At 35.1% G+C, this 16,718-nt stretch carries 12 protein-coding genes and 1 tRNA gene; 4 read left to right on the forward strand and 9 right to left on the reverse strand.

Annotation, left to right across the window (positions count from 1 at the left end):
• The 5 genes from truA to FJ213_06540 all read right to left on the reverse strand — a co-directional run bounded on the left by truA (window position 1) and on the right by FJ213_06540 (window position 5,602).
• Complete coding sequence (truA, locus tag FJ213_06520) at window positions 1-729, reverse strand: tRNA pseudouridine(38-40) synthase TruA (protein MBM4175812.1); 729 nt, start codon at window positions 727-729, stop codon at window positions 1-3.
• A gap of 1 nt (window position 730) precedes the next feature.
• A complete protein-coding gene (locus tag FJ213_06525; GenBank protein MBM4175813.1) occupies window positions 731-1,450 on the reverse strand; it encodes a hypothetical protein in 720 nt (239 codons plus the stop codon).
• A 7-nt stretch (window positions 1,451-1,457) separates the two neighbouring features.
• The gene (gene mtaB, locus FJ213_06530; GenBank protein MBM4175814.1) at window positions 1,458-2,762 is read right to left on the reverse strand and encodes a tRNA (N(6)-L-threonylcarbamoyladenosine(37)-C(2))-methylthiotransferase MtaB; all 1,305 of its coding nucleotides are present in this window, start codon (window positions 2,760-2,762) and stop codon (window positions 1,458-1,460) included.
• A 91-nt stretch (window positions 2,763-2,853) separates the two neighbouring features.
• A complete protein-coding gene (locus FJ213_06535) occupies window positions 2,854-4,824 on the reverse strand; it encodes a 30S ribosomal protein S1 (protein ID MBM4175815.1) in 1,971 nt (656 codons plus the stop codon).
• A 91-nt stretch (window positions 4,825-4,915) separates the two neighbouring features.
• The gene (locus FJ213_06540) at window positions 4,916-5,602 is read right to left on the reverse strand and encodes a (d)CMP kinase (GenBank protein ID MBM4175816.1); all 687 of its coding nucleotides are present in this window, start codon (window positions 5,600-5,602) and stop codon (window positions 4,916-4,918) included.
• Window positions 5,603-5,786: 184 nt separating this feature from the next.
• Between FJ213_06540 and ppk1 the strand changes: the two genes are divergently transcribed.
• The 3 genes from ppk1 (at window position 5,787) to FJ213_06555 (ending at window position 10,813) form a co-directional block, all read left to right on the forward strand.
• Entirely contained in the window at window positions 5,787-7,892 is a 2,106-nt protein-coding gene (gene ppk1 / locus FJ213_06545; GenBank protein ID MBM4175817.1) for a polyphosphate kinase 1, read from the forward strand.
• 295 nt (window positions 7,893-8,187) lie between these two features.
• Entirely contained in the window at window positions 8,188-9,513 is a 1,326-nt protein-coding gene (locus tag FJ213_06550; GenBank protein MBM4175818.1) for a T9SS type A sorting domain-containing protein, read from the forward strand.
• Between the two features lie 19 nt (window positions 9,514-9,532).
• Window positions 9,533-10,813 (forward strand): T9SS type A sorting domain-containing protein, encoded by a 1,281-nt coding sequence (locus tag FJ213_06555; GenBank protein MBM4175819.1) that lies wholly within the window; start codon window positions 9,533-9,535, stop codon window positions 10,811-10,813.
• A gap of 3 nt (window positions 10,814-10,816) precedes the next feature.
• Here FJ213_06555 and FJ213_06560 read toward each other — a convergent pair whose 3' ends face one another.
• The 4 genes from FJ213_06560 to FJ213_06575 form a co-directional block, all read right to left on the reverse strand.
• Complete coding sequence (locus FJ213_06560; GenBank protein MBM4175820.1) at window positions 10,817-11,884, reverse strand: T9SS type A sorting domain-containing protein; 1,068 nt, start codon at window positions 11,882-11,884, stop codon at window positions 10,817-10,819.
• Window positions 11,885-12,661: 777 nt separating this feature from the next.
• On the reverse strand, window positions 12,662-14,812 hold the full coding sequence (locus FJ213_06565) for a TonB-dependent receptor (GenBank protein MBM4175821.1): 2,151 nt from the start codon (window positions 14,810-14,812) through the stop codon (window positions 12,662-12,664).
• A gap of 85 nt (window positions 14,813-14,897) precedes the next feature.
• A complete protein-coding gene (locus FJ213_06570) occupies window positions 14,898-15,335 on the reverse strand; it encodes a hypothetical protein (protein MBM4175822.1) in 438 nt (145 codons plus the stop codon).
• A gap of 208 nt (window positions 15,336-15,543) precedes the next feature.
• Window positions 15,544-16,446 carry a DUF1684 domain-containing protein gene (locus tag FJ213_06575; GenBank protein ID MBM4175823.1) on the reverse strand — a complete coding sequence of 301 codons (903 nt, stop codon included), beginning with the start codon at window positions 16,444-16,446 and terminating at the stop codon, window positions 15,544-15,546.
• Window positions 16,447-16,603: 157 nt separating this feature from the next.
• Here FJ213_06575 and FJ213_06580 point away from each other — a divergent pair.
• Window positions 16,604-16,681, forward strand: a tRNA-Asp gene (locus FJ213_06580).
• Window positions 16,682-16,718 lie beyond the last annotated feature (37 nt).

Here is a 16,718-nt window from a genome sequence, read left to right on the forward strand (position 1 = left end):
CTAATAATTGACTTTATATAGAAATAATCCTGAAGCCGGTGCCCATAATGGACTTTTTGTTTTTTTTTCAGAAAAAAACAAATTTTCAACCTCATCCAATGTTATTCTGCCACGACTTGTTTCAAGCATACAACCAACAATTCCACGGACCATGCCATGAATAAATCTATCGGCCTTGATAATATAAAACAAAAAATCTTTTTTGAAGAACCATCGTGAATAGCTTACTTCACATTCGGCATTGTCAATCTCATCTGTGTTTTTCGAGAAAGCATCAAAATTCTTTCTGCCGATAAAAAGTTCTTGAGTCCTCTTGAGCGAGTTGAAATCATGCTTCCCAAAGATTGTCCAAGAATAATTTTTGTAAAATATGTTTTTTCTCAATGATATTATGTAAAGATATTCTCTGCTCGTCGCAGAATATCTTGAATGGAATTCATCATCTACGAATTCTAATGATTTTACTGAGATTTCATCTGGTAAAATTGCATTGATTGACTTTTGTACACTCGAAATATCAAATTCGCTACCAACTCGAAAATTGAAAACTTGATTTAATGCATGAACACCAGCATCAGTTCTACCTGAACCAATTATTCTTGTATTTTCTCTAAATACTGTCGAAAGTGCGTCTTCTATTGTTTGTTGAATGGAATTAGAATTTGTTTGCCGCTGCCATCCGGAATAATTGGTCCCATCATACTCAACTATACCTTTGACGTTGTGCATGTCAAAATCTTGTTGTTAGATTAAGTTTATAATCGATACCGCCAAAAATATTTTTTTCAAAACCTGTCCTAAAGCTTAATCCACTTGACTCAAGACCGCGATTGTATTTATTTGTAACAATAACTGCATTGATTGCACTTACCAAATGGTTCACTACAATCATCGCAGCAGCAAATCTTACATTATTGAACGCACTTTCGCTCGATACCCACATGGAGCGGTATTTTTTCCGAGCATCATTCGAAGGCCAATTCCAATAGTGAGTGTTGAGATCGAGAACTTTATGAAATTCACGATTTAAATATTTCTCATTATTGTAATCGTTGATGTTTAAATAACTGCTGATCGTAGCAAAGTAATTTTCACTCTTGTTGGTTAAATCTATCCCTGCATGCACAGCTGCATAATCTTTGTAATTATCTCTCTGCCAATTTCCATAATAGTTTAGTCCGCTTAATCCTAACCACAAAACTCCTTCAGCAGCTGTGAAATATACTCCAACATCATAACGCTCAGCGTATAATTCACCCATCCCAGGAATTAAAAACGAATAAAGAAATGCGAGTGCTCCGCTTTTTTCTTCCTTTAAATTTGCCGTTAAACTCGCTTCAGAAATTGAGTTATGCTTGAGATTAATTTTAGATTTTAAAGAAATTAAAGTTTGAGCATTGGAAACTTGACCGCAGAAAACAATTAATAAAGAAACAATTATGGATCTCATTTTTTCCTCAATTTAAATTAAGAGGTAATTCCCCTATACAATATTCGTTTTGAATTCCAGTTATCATGAATTCAGTTAGTTTATTAGTTAAATCGACATCAGGTTTATGAATCACTCGAACATAATTTGAGCTGAATCCCTTGAATGCATTATCTTCATCAGGATGTTCGAATAAAACTCTTTCTTTCTTTCCTATCATATCTGAGTAAAATAAATGTTTTTTCTTTGCACTTAAAATTCTTAATCGGTTTGTTCTTTCTTTTCGGATATTTTTTGGAATTTGATTTATCATCTCAGCTGCGGGAGTGCCAGGTCTTTCGGAATATGTGAAAACGTGCAAATACGAAATCGGCATCTCATTTAATAATTTGTATGTTAGTTCAAAATCATGCTCCGTCTCACCAGGAAATCCAACTATCACATCAACTCCAATTCCGCAATCGGGGATCAAACTTTTCACTTGTTCGATTCGATTCTGATAAAGTTCCGAAAGATAGCGTCTTCTCATCTGTTTTAAGATTAAATCACTCCCACTTTGTAGAGGAATATGAAAGTGTGAGCAAAGCTTTTCTTCATTGCGAACTAAACGAATTATTTCATCAGTTAGCAGGTTTGGTTCAATCGAGCTAAATCGAATTCTGTAATCGCCTTCAGTTTTCAATAACCTTCTAACTAGCTGTGTGAGATCAGTATTTAATTTACTTCCATAGTCGCCAACATTCACTCCTGTAAGAACAATTTCCCTAAAACCTTGAAAAATTAAATTTTGAAACTGCTTTGCCGATCCGTCAATAGGTAAACTTCTGCTTTCACCTCTTGCTTGCGGAATCGTACAGAAAGTACAAGAATAATTACATCCATCTTGGATTTTTAAGAATGCACGTGTACGATCATCATCTTTGTTTGAAAAGGCTGGGTCAAAATCTTGAAATGACTCTGTTGGAGTAGTGTGAATACATGCTAAATTTTTCTTCTCAAGATTATCTATAAAATTAAATATTTCAAATTTTTCATTCGAACCGAGAATTAAGTCAACTCCCTCGATTTTTTGTAAATCGGCTGGACGCAATTGTGCATAACAACCGGTTACAATTACAAATCCTTTTGGATTACTTCGAAGTGCACGACGAACAACTTGCCTGCATTCCCGCTCTGCATTATCCGTCACAGTGCAAGTATTAATTACGTAAACATCTGCTTTTGAATCAAAATCTGAGATACTAAATCCTCTGCTTTTAAAATCACTACCAATTGTAGAGGTTTCAGTATAGTTTAATTTGCAGCCAAGTGTATGTAAGGCAACTTTTTTCAAAGTATCAAGAATTCCATATAAATAAAAATTGTCATTGCATTCCTAAAATGAAGGAACACAATGACAATATCAATGATTTTTTATTTCTAAATTAAGAGTTCTCTTCTTTCAAAGGTTCACTCGATGAATCATCTACAGGAGAAGAAGGCAATTCATCCTGCTGTGATGTAGTTTCCTCCTCAAGAGTCTGCTGAACATTAGTTTCTTCAGCACTTACAGTTTCCACTTCCTTCACTTCTTGTTTTGGTTTAGATTTTTCTTCAGCTTTTTTATCAGCTTTGGAGGATTTTCCTTTTTTGTGATCCTTTTCTTTAAAGAGATCTCCAATAGTCATTTTTTCGATCTTATGCTTGGCAATGTATTCTTCAACAGCTGCATTCTCTTTATCTCTCAAAGCTTCAATTGCACTCAGCACAATTTTTTTATTTTCTTTATCAAATTCGATTATCTTAAGTGAAAGTGATTCCCCCTCAGGAAAATTTGCTTTCAAGTTTTTAATCGGTGAGGTTGACAAGTGATTTGCAGGTACAAAGCCATCAACTTTCATAGGTAATTCAACAAGAATTCCTTTTTCGATGTGTCTTAGTACAGTTGCATCGACCTCTTTACCAACGCTGTACTCTCTTTCAAAAATATCCCATGGATTTTCTTCCAATTGTTTATGACCAAGAGAGATCTTTCGCTGTTCGATATCAATTCCAAGCACCATTACATCGATGGTATCTCCTTTTTTCACAATTTCGGCTGGATGACGAATTTTCTTCGTCCAACTGAGGTCAGAAATATGAATTAATCCATCAACCCCAGGTTCTAATTCAACAAACACACCAAAGTTTGTGAGATTACGTACTATACCAGAATGTTGTGAATCGATAGGATATTTCTTTAACAGTTCTCCCCATGGATCTGGTTCGAGCTGTTTCAGTCCAAGAGAAATTTTCTTTTCCTCTTTGTCGATGCTTAGAATTACAGCTTCAACGATTTGACCCATCGAAACAACTTGTGATGGATGTTTGATGTGCTGAGTCCAGCTCATTTCTGAAATATGAATTAATCCTTCGATACCTTTTTCAATTTCAACGAATGCACCATAATCTGTAAGTGAGACGATTCTTCCACTAACTCTTTGATTGAGTGCATATTTTTGATCTATTGTTTTCCATGGATGCTCTTGCAATTGCTTAATACCGAGTGAAATTCTTCTCTTCTCTGTATCATAATCAAGAACAACACAATTGATTACTTCATCAAGTTTGACAATTTCAGATGGATGATTTACTCTCCCCCAGCTTAAATCGGTAATGTGAATCAAACCATCTACTCCGCCTAGATCAATGAATACACCAAAGTCGGTGATTGCCTTAACTGTTCCCTGTAAGATTTGACCTTTCTCGAGACTGTCAAGGATTGCTTTTCGTTGGTCTTTGATTTCTTCTTCAATAAGAACTTTATGACTTACCACAACATTCTTTTGAGTATGATTAACTTTTACAATTTTCAGATCTAAAGTTTTGCCAATAAAAGCATCGAAGTCTCTTATAGGTTTAATATCAATTTGTGAACCCGGTAAAAATGATTCAAGACCAAAAACTTCAGCAACCAATCCGCCTTTAATTCGTTTCAGAATTTTCCCTTGAATAACGGTTTGCTGTTCATGTGCATTCATAATTTTTTCCCAAAGCTTAGCAAAGTCTGCTAATTTCTTTGAAAGAACCAATTCGCCTTCTGTACCTTCAACTTTTTCCAATAAAATATCTATTTCGGTTCCGGGTATTAACTGGTCTAAATCGGGAAATTCTTCTTTATGAATCGAGCCCTCTGATTTAAATCCAATATCAACAATAACATTATCACCTTGGACTCTAATTACTTTTCCTTTTATAATTTCCCCCTCTTTGAATTCGGTTAAAGTTTTTGAGTACAAATTTGCAAGAGTTTGAAATTCTTCGATCGAATATTTGTTCTCAAGATCGAAATTGTTTTTTTGTGCAAGAAGCGACTTATCAATTTCAACTTGGGTTGTCGGTTCTGCAATGTTTGTATTTTTTGTTTCTTCGGACATTAATCCTCCGTCGTGTTGGATAGAAAAAATGCTGCCATCAAACATTCACCTACCCTTTATTTAACTTTAGTTGATTAGGATGGCGCTAATATTATTTTTTTAATTTCTTAATGATAGCTGTAGCTTTCTCATAAATAGCGTTAACTTGTTCACTAATGCTCATTCTTGTTGTATCAATAATAATTGAATCCTCTGTAATCATTAATGGGCTCGTGTCGCGGCTCGAATCGATCTTGTCACGGCTTTCAATATTAAGTTTTACATCATCTAGTTCGAGTTCGACACCTTTTGCTTTTAATTCAAGCATTCGCCTGTAAGCACGTATATCGATCTCGGCAGTTAGAAATATTTTAAGGTCAGCATTTGGGAATACGGTAGTAGTAATATCTCTTCCTTCCATTACAATTCTTCCACGCTTACCAAATTCCCTTTGTTTTTTAACTAATAACTTTCGGACTTCGCTAATTTTACTGTAAACACTTACATTCTTTGAGACTTCTGGCGAACGAATTGCTTCGCTGACATTTTCTCCATTCACCAAAAGCTCTTCCCCATTTTGGACGAATTGAAAATCCATTCTATCCACCAAATTGATAAGTTTCTCTGAAAATTCAGGATTAATTTTCCGTTGGAGTGCAAAATGCGTAACAGCTCTGTACATTGCTCCTGTATCAACATAAATGTAGTCAAGTTTTTCGGCAAGATGCTTAGCAGTTGTACTCTTTCCAGAACCAGCTGGTCCGTCAATGGCTATTATTATACCTTTTTTATCGTCCATTAAACAATAAATATATGGAGAAAGGTATGCTTTTCCTAATTTGGATATTTACACTGTACTATCAGAACATGTTAAAAAATAGCCTATTTCAGGTCGATAATCATATAAAGGAAAATATTTTCATGATAATCTATATGATTTTCATTTAATCTTGATTTCCTAGTTCGTAAATTGGTGTCCTAAAATGAATTTAAAAGATTCAAAATATTATTTCAATCGTGATCTTAGCTGGATTGAGTTCAACCGGAAGGTGCTTGATGAGGCATTAGATCGTACTCTCCCACTGCTCGAAAGGGTAAAATTCTTATCGATTTTCTGTACAAATCTTGATGAATTTTTTATGATTCGAGTATCGGGATTAAAAGAACAAGTCTCCCTAAATTTGTTGAATGTTGGGATTGATGGTCTTTCTCCAATTGATACATTGAAAAAGATTGAGAGTAAAATTCGACCAATGCTGAAAACCTTTATGGAATGTTATAAAAACGACATTCTCCCCCAATTAAAAGAAGAAGGCATTGAAATTCTTGAATATTCACAACTTACGAATTCGGAGCGTGAGTGCTTGAAATCTTATTTCGAAAAAGAGATATTTCCTGTGCTTACGCCATTGGCATTCGATCCGGGCAGACCGTTTCCACATATCTCTAATTTATCTTTGAGTTTAGCCGTTTCAATTGAAAAACCTGATGGCGACAGACATTTTGCACGGGTAAAAATACCAAGAACGCTCCCAAGGTTCGTTAATATTGATTTTATTCAAAAGAAATATCGACCTGAATCCTATTCAAATGGAAAAGCTCGATTCACATTGCTGGATCAAATTATTCAAGCAAATCTTGATTCTTTATTCCCAAAAATGAAAGTGATCGAATCATTTATTTTTAGAGTGACTCGCGATACTGATATCGAAATCCAAGAAGATGAAGCAGACGATCTTCTTAAAATCATTGAAGAAAATATTAAGCAAAGAAGATTTGGAGCTGTAGTAAGACTCGAAATTGAATCGGACCTTTCGCCTATTATTAAAAATCTCTTGATGAAAAATTTAGAGATCGATGAAAACTCGGTTCATGTTTTAAATGGACCACTAGGGCTTGGTGAACTCATTAAACTTTTTGATCTTCCACATCAGCATTTAAAATTGCAGCCATTCTATCCGGCAACTCCGAAGATTTTTGAAGAAGAAGAAAATGTTTTTGCAGCAATCAAGAAAAATGATATTTTACTACATCATCCCTATCATGCATTCTTACCGGTAATTGATTTTATTAAAAAAGCTTCAAACGATCCAAATGTTTTAGCAATCAAACAAACATTATACCGTGTTGGACCGAATTCTCCTATTGTTGCAAGTCTTATTGAAGCCGCGGAGAACGGTAAACAAGTTGCCGTTCTTGTTGAACTCAAAGCAAGATTCGATGAGGAAAATAATATTCATTGGGCGAGAAGCCTCGAAAAAGTTGGAGTCCACGTTGTATACGGCCTGATTGGATTAAAAACTCACTGCAAGGTTGCACTAGTAGTACGCAATGAAAAAGATGGACTGAAAAGGTATGTTCATCTCGGAACTGGGAACTACAATGCTCAAACTGCAAAAATTTATACCGACTTCGGTTTATTTACTTGCAATGAAAAAATCGCTGCCGATGCATCTGAACTTTTCAACTATCTCACAGGATACTCAGAGCAGGATACTTACAGAGAACTACTTGTAGCACCAATAAATATGCGTGAACGACTTTTAGAATTCGTTGATGACGAAATTCAATCGCATAAAAAATTTGGTAATGGCAGACTGATTTTCAAAATGAATTCTCTGACAGATCCAAAAATGATCCAAGCCTTATACAAAGCTTCCTGTGCAGGAGTGAAAGTTGATTTACTCATCAGAGGAATTTGCATGCTTCGCCCTCAACTTAAAGACGTTAGTGAAAATATTAACGTTGTGAGTATTGTTGGCAGATTTTTAGAACATGCAAGAATTTTTTATTTCCGCAATAACGGCGATTCTAAAATCTATTTGGGAAGTGCAGATCTCATGGAGCGAAATCTAAATCGGCGTGTCGAAGTTCTTTTCCCGGTTTCAGGTGATAACATAAAGAATTTCATTCTCGAGAGTGTTCTTCAAGTCCAACTCCAAGATAACTTCAACGCTAGATTTCTTTTACCAGATGGTTCTTACGAATTTGTTGACAGGAAAAATGGCTCAGAATCGAATGACAGCCAGATGACTCAAATTAGTTCAGCATCCATTGTTCAGAGTTGGGATCCAATCGGCAGAATTTGATTTTATTTTTGATTAATCCGCCTCATCGTGTAGCTTTCTGCTGCGTGAACTTAAGACTTTCGAGAAACAATATATTAGAAGTGAAAAAACCGTTGTCCAAGCTACTGCCATAAAAATAATACCTTCAACTTTTAATCCCATTTTATCCTCAAGTATTTTGTTCCTTTCATCTACTTAATAAGCTAATATTTTTTTGCACGTATGCAAGTCTTTAGGATTTTTCTTAGTAAAACATCTGATATGTGTAGTTTATATCAGTGATGAAAACATTTTTTATTCGTAATTTACTAACGAAATGAATTCCAAATTCACAATAAACTTTTGTTTACTGATTATCATATTTAGTTGCAGCATCTCCTATTCAGATACAACTTCTAATTGGAAAAAATTATCCACTCCCATTTCAACACACTTGAGAAAAGTTTTTTTCGTTGATTCACTTTCCGGCTGGGTTGGCGGGGACTCTGGAATTATTATCCACACAAACAACGGTGGAAATAACTGGCAAGTTCAATCAAGTGGAATCGAATCAGAGATAAGAGATATTTTTTTTCTCAATAATAGACTTGGGTGGGGAATTGCATGGAGTTATTCTGAAGAAACTCCAATCGGTTCAGTTATTCTATCAACAACAAACGGAGGGAGTTTCTGGCGCATTTCTGATTTTCCCGAAGAGAATGTTTTTTTGAATTGTATTCATTTTGTAGATTCTTCAATCGGATTTTTGGGAACTGGGAATGGAACTATTCTACGAACAATAGATGGTGGAATTAATTGGGAAAAAACTAAAATCACTACTGGTCCTTATTCTAATTTTCCAATTTTGGATTTTAAGTTTATTACTAAACAATTCGCCTTTGCTAATGGAGGAATTCGTGATGTAGGAGGAGTGATTTGGCGAACTGGAAATTTTGGACTCGATTGGGATTCTGGACCCGTTGGACCTGAACCTATCTTGCAAATCGATGCCATTGACTCGAACTATATTGTGGGCGTAGGAGGTGATTACGAGTTTGGAGCCGGTGTTGTAATTTCATCTGACGCTGGAATTTCTTGGGATTATAGGTCTCTCGAAATATTTGGATTTGCACATTCTGTTTCTTTCAGAAAACCAACAGAGGGCTGGTCTACGATTGGAATTGAAAAAAAATTTTTACTAACAAGAGACTCGGCAAAAACTTGGGAAGTAATACCAACAATTGACAGTACTGCGATATATGAACTTCAATTTGTCGATTCGCTTACTGGTTTTGCAGTCGGTGAACGCGGTACTGTACTCAAGTATAAATATAAACCACCAATTGTTAATTCTATTGATGATGCCGTTTTAACTACTCCGATCGGTCATAAATTATTTCAAAATTTTCCTAATCCTTTCAATCCCGAGACAGTTATTCGTTATCAGTTAATGGTTAATGGTCATGTTTCACTAAAAGTCTATGATATTCTAGGAAGAGAAGTGGCGACACTAGTAGATGAAATAAAAGATGCCGGCTTCTATCATTTTCCATTTTCCATCCGTCAGCTGACGGATCATTTTCCATTATCCAATGGGATTTATTTCTATCAACTTCGTGCAGGCTCTTATCTTGAAACAAGGAAGATGATTATACTAAAATGACAAGATTAAAAAAAATAAAATGAGATTAACCTGGTTATTTGTAATTTTATTTATCCTTCGAAGTGAATTCGTATTCTCCCAATCGAAGTTTTCGGCATCAAATTCTGTACTTTATTTCCTTAACGAAAATATTGGAATGGTAGTTCGGACTGACAGCTCTATAAAAGTAACTTACGACGGTGGAGAAAGTTGGATTATAAGACAATTTGACTCTCAAATAATATGTTTTGCTTTTACTAAATCTGGAAAAGGCTGGGCAGCCTCGATGTCGAATCTCTATTTTACAAGTGATACATGCAGATCATGGTCTAAAAGTACGATTGATAATTCAACACCATTTTTCACAGTTCATTTCCTGAACGATAGCGCTGGCTTTGTTGGAAGTTATAATAAAATTCTACGCACCAGCGATAATGGCAATTCTTGGACTAATGCATATATTGATTCGCCATATAACGTATCAATAACCAATTTCAGTTTTTTAAATGATGTTGAAGGAATTGCGACTTCTGGCTCAACGTTATTTAAAACCACAGATGGCGGCTATATTTGGTTGAAACTTCCGATAGATCTACATTCATCGTATAGTAGCTTTTATCGATCATCCTATCTATCATCCGATTTTTTATTATTGAGCGGATATCATATATATATTGTCGCTGAAGGATTTTTATTAAAATCGACTAATGGCGGTACTTCTTGGAGTCCATATGGGAATGGACAATATTTTAAATTTGGGATTACTGACCAGCATTTCGCTTCGCAATTAAGAGGATTGGTAACCTCTAATGGCCTTATCTATTCAACTTTAAATTCTGGAAACACATGGGATACAATTAATGTTAGCGTCTATCGCTTTCACTTTCTTGATGAAAATTCTGCCTGGGGAATTTCTGAGACAAAAACTCTAAAAACTACTGACAGTTGGAAAACTTTTAAAGTAATTGATTCCATTTCAACCAAGGTTGAAGAATCAAATTATAGACTGAATTCATTTCAATTATTTCAAAATTATCCAAATCCATTTGGCGAAGCCATCCATTCTGGTAATCCACATACAATCATCAGCTTTCGCTTGTCAGCTATCAGTAGAATTTCATTAAAAGTGTTTGATATACTTGGGAGAGAAATTGTCACCTTAGTCGATGAAGAACTTGATGGAGGAGTTCATAATTATCCATTCTCCATTTTCAATCTTGCCCGTCAGCAGACAGGTTTTCAATTAGCTAGCGGTGTATATTTTTATCAACTGAAATCCGGAGATTTTGTAACCACGAAAAAAATGGTCCTTTTGAATTGAATTTCATTTGATGACAACAAGTTTTTTTGTCGAACTGAACTTTCCTGCAGTCAACGAATACAAATAAACTCCCGAAGGTAAATTAGATGCATTAAATTCAATTTCATATTTCCCACTTGGTTTTACTTCATCCACGAGAGTTATAATTTCTCTTCCTAATAGATCGTAGACTTTTAGTTTTACTTTCTCACTTCTTGATACTGAATATTCTATTCTAGTAGACGAATTGATCGGATTAGGATAATTTTGAAAGAGCATGAAATCTTCAATCTGGATTTCATCATTAATAGATAAGCGAGTTAGATCAATTTTCGTTGACCAAACTTGGTAAATTCCCGTCGAATTATCCATCCAAACCGGCCACAAAATTTTTCTTGAAGATGTTAATCCAATATTATCACCTTGGTAACCTTGGCCAAGTCCGCCAATTGGAGCAGGCTTGAAATTATGATCACTTATTTCATAATCAATCCAAGTATCCCCGCCATCTGTTGATCGGGAAAGAAATACACCTGACGAATCGTTAGTTGTATTTCTATCGTCATAATAGATAATATTTACACCGCCGTTATCATCAACATGAATTGCAGGAAAGAATTGAGTCTTGCCAGTGTTTACTGGATCTTGATTGACTCGAATGCCTGCCGACCAAGTATTACCGCTATCCGTAGATCGTCTCAAAATTATGTCCGGATCATTACCGGCTGGTGATAAATTCTTTTCAGAAGTAACGATGTAAATCCAACCGCTCCGAATCCCTTCTGAATTATCAACAGCAATTCTCGGCAAACCATTTACTCTAATATTCTGTTTCGAGGAAAGCACTCCTTGTATTCCGCTTACATCAAACGCTTTTTCTTTTACATTCCAATCTATCCCGCCGTTTGATGAAGATGCAACTCCAACGTGCACTTCACTAAATGGAGAAACACTCGTCACTCCAGCCCAGCAAATAAATACGTGTCCTTGTTTATTAGTTGAAATATCTCCTCCTGCGCATCTTTGCGGAGGATTGTTTACCTGCTTTGGTGCTGACCACGTTGATCCGCCATTTGTAGTAAAAGAAGTCATAATAGGATAAGGAGGGATAAATTTCACCCATGTTGTGTATGTTCGTCCGTAAAATAGACTTGCAGTATTAACATCGCTGATTGTTGCGGCTCGCTCCAAATCATCGGTTGAAATATTTTTTTGATTCGACCAAGTTAAACCCATATCAGTCGAGAAATGAGAGTAAAGTCCATAAAACGGAGTACGCCCTAAACGAGTAATGATGAATGTACCGTTTTTGTCAATCGTAATTCCAGGATCGCCGCCGTGAAAAAAAACGTTAGCACCGTTGCAAGTATCACTTCCATACCAGCTGAATCCGAAATTCGTTGTAACGTAAATTCCTTCACTCAAAAAAAAGCTTGGAGTAAAACTTATGGTATTGGCAGTTGAAAATAAAATATCTGGATTTGAAGGATGAACAGTAATAAATACTTCTGTTTGGGTTGTACTGCTGGGGAAAATCCGGAAATTATTTGAAATTGCTTGTGCCGATAGATTAGCAGCAGTTACCAGACAAAATAAAGATTGTAAACCAATAACTACCGTACCTAGAAATTTTTTCTGATGATGATTTTTCATACTTCGTTCATTTAATATTTAGAAGCGGATCAACTCCGTTATGATCCGTTTCAGTGTTAATTATATACTCAAGTTACGCAAAACAGCCATTCTGAATCCGTCAACTGACGGATGAAGAATCTAACGATGCAATTTTCAGATTTTTTTAGATGTTTCGTCCCGATTCCTCGGGACTCAACATGACAAATAGTCCATTCTGCGTACCTCAGTTATTTATTAAAAAGTATATCCTAAGTTTATCGCTCCGAAGTAACTCCTGGGTTCTCCAGCTTCATAATATCTTCCCGAGGTTGAATTAATATTGACGAATCCAACATACGTTTTATTAAACATGTTGTTTACGCCCATAGAAACTAAAATATTGAATCTCCCAAGGGTTAAATCTGATCCGAACAGCGTGTTCCAAACCGAATATGAATCTGTCGATTCAGAATTACGGTCATCTACTTGCATGCCGCTGACATAGATTAAATTTTCTTTCAAAAACAAAGTAAGAATTTGTAAAATTTTATACTCATATGATAAAGACAAATTCACATTATGCTTTGGCACACTTGGAACAGTATTATTCGAGAAGTCTTCAAGTTTAATCACATCTCCTGTAATATTTGTTGATTTGGCAAGATATTCTTTATACTTAAAATTAGAAAATGCGTAAGCACATTTCAAATTTAATCTGCTCAATATTTCAGTTGTTAAACCAAACTCAAAACCGTTTCGACTTGTTTTGGCACTGTTGCGGTAATAAACCACTTTGTTAACTTCGAACGGAACGATTTCATCATTTATGCTACTGCTGAAAAATGTCGCTTCAAATAATACATTTCTTAAGAAAGATTTTTTATGATCTATGAGATTTCCTTTTACTCCAATTTCGAAATTCTTGGATTTCTGAGGTCTGAGATCCGGATTAATCAGAATTGCTGGCTGAGAACTAAATGGATAATTATCAAGTTCATTTCCAGCAGGCGAATCGAAACTTAATCCATACGAACTGTACAAAGCGACAGTCGGGTGCAGCTTATAGTTCAATGCCAATTTCGGAGTGAACGCATTGAAACTTCTCTTGGAACTTCTTGAATTAAGAGCTTTATCAACGGCTTCAAAAACAACGTTATCATATCTTCCGGTGAGAAGTAAGGAGAGTTTTTTCTCGATCGCATCGAAAGAATTTGAGATAAAAAATCCTGCATTGCCGATTACTTCATCGGTGAGTTTATCAACTCCATCACCTCGCTGACCAAAAATGTTTTTGAATGATTCAATCGGTCCGGCTTGATAGAGCAAATCTCCGCCAATAGAAAATTCGTTACTGTGTTCAAAGAATTTTGATTTATTCATGAATTTGAAGCTGCTGCCTATTCCATATCTATTAATGATTCTATAATCTTTCGCCGTTCGCTCAAAATATTTTATAGTTCCATAGGCTGTTAATTCTATTTGATCATTTCTTGATTCATCGAAGAAGGATGAAAATCGAATCCCGACTCTTCCCTTCTTTGATATCCGTCTTGTATCTCTTGCTATTTCGATGGAATCAGCCATCATCGGATTGAACTTAAATTCATGCAATGTAAGCGAGCCAGGCAAACGAATCAGACCTGAAACAAAGTAACCAAGAATTTGAAGTCGAGATAGATCATTCGGATAAGTCTCAAGAACTGTATTCAGTATATTCCAATAATCTGAACTGTGTGATCTATATCCTTGGTAATTGTGATAAGAATATGTCAGCAGATAGCCGTACTCAGGAGTGCGAATACCAAGTTTTAATCCATTTCTCTTTAAACCAAATGAACCAAATTCATTAAAACTTGTCACGAATGATCGAGTGAAGTTGACATCATTAATAAAATTTACAACTCCGCCTGGCGCATTTGTGTAAAGTGAAGAAGAATTTCCCTTAACAATTTCAATATGCCCAATAGAATTAAAATCTATCGCTTCGATCCGTGTCTGACCGTCAGGTTCTGATTCCGGAATATCATCCAGCAAGATTCGTACACCTCGAATTCCGGAGTTTGATCTGCTTCCGAATCCACGAATTGAAATCCTAACATCATGATTGCCGTATCGTGACTGCATGAATAATCCAGGAACACTGCCAAGCACATCGCTAATCGAAATTTTTTTATCGTATTTATAATTCACATTACTTAATCGGCTGACCGAATAAGGAATATCAATAATTCGCTTACTTGTTCTTGTACCTGTCACAACCACTTCGTCCATTTCAAAAGTTAACGAATCTGAACGAGGGATGACGTAGTACCTATTTTCAATTTTATCTTCCTGCGCCATCAGTAAGCTTTGAGGCAAGCTGATATAAATGAAAAAGAGTGTAAGCCAAAAAAAGATTTTTGACATAATAACCTCTTAGGTCTTTACAATATTAAAAAATATCCTCAGCTCCCAGTTTTTATTGGAAACCATTTGATTTGAATTTTAATTGTTATGAATGTAGTGATTTAGGAGGAGGCGAAGGAATGTCAATGAAAACTTCATTTAAACTATATGTGAGGTTTAAATAATATTCACACTCTATCAAGTTATGATTCAAAATAAAAGATTGTTCAGAAATCGCATCTAAGTTCAATATTTGGATTGAATTTTTAATTGGGATCGGAATTTCGTTACCATTAAAGTTATTGAAGATAAATTTCACTAATTGATGTTCAAGTTCTTCTTCCTTAGTATCATTTATACAATGATAAATAATTCTATCTTCGAAAACTTGAATTTTGACAATGTCATACAATTTACCATTTAGCTTGAACTCTTTTTCGTCAATCTGAATGAAATTAATTTTCCCGTTTTCAATATCACCTGAATATACTTCAATTTGTTCAATCAATTCAGAATGCAATCCAATTTCAATCTGCCTGTGCATTTCTATTTTATAAAAAAACTTCAATTGCACTTGGAGATAAATGAATCCAAATGATTGCAGGATTAAAAGAAATATACAAAATATTGAAACTGTCTTTTTCACTAATTAATCATTTTGTTAAATGTAATTAATTTCATTTAAATCGACATTACAATCATAGCAAACCTTTTACCAAAAGAAAAGTTCATTTGAGGGTTTAAGAAATTTCTTAATGTTCCCCATATGTTTTTTCTCCGGCAGTGACCTCAAGCTTCAAATGATTCTGCGGAGGAGGTAAAGGACAAGTTGCATACGGAGTAAAAACACAAGGCGGATTGTAAGCTTTGTTAAAGTCAATAATTACATTTCCATTTGAATCTGGTTTACTGCAGTAAAGAAATCTTCCCGCACCATAAGTTTCTGTTCCATTCGTCTCATCTGCGAAAAGCAGAAAGAGTTTATCTCCAGCATCAATTGCATCTATTGTATGAGTTTTATCATCGTAGTTGAAGCTGACCATACCTGGTGATTCTTCAATATCAATACTTCCAATAATATTGGAAATTTTAAGAAGTTTTGGTGTACTATAAGGGACAAACTTCGCAGAAATTTTCCAGTCTTCATTCACGGGAAATCTATCAATTCCTTTAAACTCCTTTACCAAAGGTGCATTTAAATCCCGGACTCTCAGTGCATATTTTTTACCTCGCTTAAGAATAAAAAATCGTAATGATTCATATTCAAGAATAGTGAGTTTTCCAGTCATGTCATTTTGAAGTATTGCTGTTCTGATCTCTTTTCCATCACTTGAAATTTTAACGCCAGTATCACTCTCAAATGTTACAATGCTGTCTTTAAGAGTAAATGTGCCAAGTTTATTCGGTATATCTAAATCAAGATTAAAGTCATTAGCATTGCCGCTTCCGAAAGTATTTTCCCCTTCCTTGAGAATAAACAGTCCAACAAGATTTAACCAACCAGAATCTTTCTTGAGACTTTCAATACGTTTGTTGTGCCATTGGTTGGCTTCAGCTAAATATTCGGGTGATCCTTTTTCGACTGGTGAATTGCACCCTACAAATCCAATTATAAAAAAAAGTGAAAGTAGAGTCGAAGAGATAGTAATTTTCATATGGTTTCTATATCCTATTATGTTTTTCAAGTGTGGATTAACTTACAAAATATTTTTTAACTTGTCACAAAATTTTGATTTGAAAACTAAGAGAAATTTCCTTAAACTTGCATCGCATTTTGAGACAATTTAAAATGTATTTTAGTTCTTTAAATCTGGGGTCGTAGTTCAGTTTGGTTAGAACGCCTGCCTGTCACGCAGGAGGCCGCGAGTTCGAGTCTCGTCGGCCCCGCAAATAATAAATAAGCTCAGTTTGATTCTGAGCTTTTTTT

It is taken from the genome of Ignavibacteria bacterium (assembly GCA_016873845.1).
GTDB lineage: Bacteria > Bacteroidota > Ignavibacteria > Ch128b > Ch128b > JAHJVF01.

What these genes read in the sequence shown, in the direction of transcription:
- FJ213_06565 (MBM4175821.1), bottom strand. Translation starts at nt 14,812, where the DNA reads ATGTCAAAAATCTTTTTTTGGCTTACACTCTTTTTCATTTATATCAGC.
- FJ213_06570 (MBM4175822.1), bottom strand. Translation starts at nt 15,335, where the DNA reads ATGCACAGGCAGATTGAAATTGGATTGCATTCTGAATTGATTGAACAA.
- FJ213_06575 (MBM4175823.1), bottom strand. Translation starts at nt 16,446, where the DNA reads ATGAAAATTACTATCTCTTCGACTCTACTTTCACTTTTTTTTATAATT.
- FJ213_06540 (MBM4175816.1), bottom strand. Translation starts at nt 5,602, where the DNA reads ATGGACGATAAAAAAGGTATAATAATAGCCATTGACGGACCAGCTGGT.
- ppk1 (MBM4175817.1), top strand. Translation starts at nt 5,787, where the DNA reads ATGAATTTAAAAGATTCAAAATATTATTTCAATCGTGATCTTAGCTGG.
- FJ213_06555 (MBM4175819.1), top strand. Translation starts at nt 9,533, where the DNA reads ATGAGATTAACCTGGTTATTTGTAATTTTATTTATCCTTCGAAGTGAA.
- FJ213_06560 (MBM4175820.1), bottom strand. Translation starts at nt 11,884, where the DNA reads ATGACTTCTTTTACTACAAATGGCGGATCAACGTGGTCAGCACCAAAG.
- FJ213_06535 (MBM4175815.1), bottom strand. Translation starts at nt 4,824, where the DNA reads ATGTCCGAAGAAACAAAAAATACAAACATTGCAGAACCGACAACCCAA.
- FJ213_06525 (MBM4175813.1), bottom strand. Translation starts at nt 1,450, where the DNA reads ATGAGATCCATAATTGTTTCTTTATTAATTGTTTTCTGCGGTCAAGTT.
- FJ213_06550 (MBM4175818.1), top strand. Translation starts at nt 8,188, where the DNA reads ATGAATTCCAAATTCACAATAAACTTTTGTTTACTGATTATCATATTT.
- truA (MBM4175812.1), bottom strand. Translation starts at nt 729, where the DNA reads ATGCACAACGTCAAAGGTATAGTTGAGTATGATGGGACCAATTATTCC.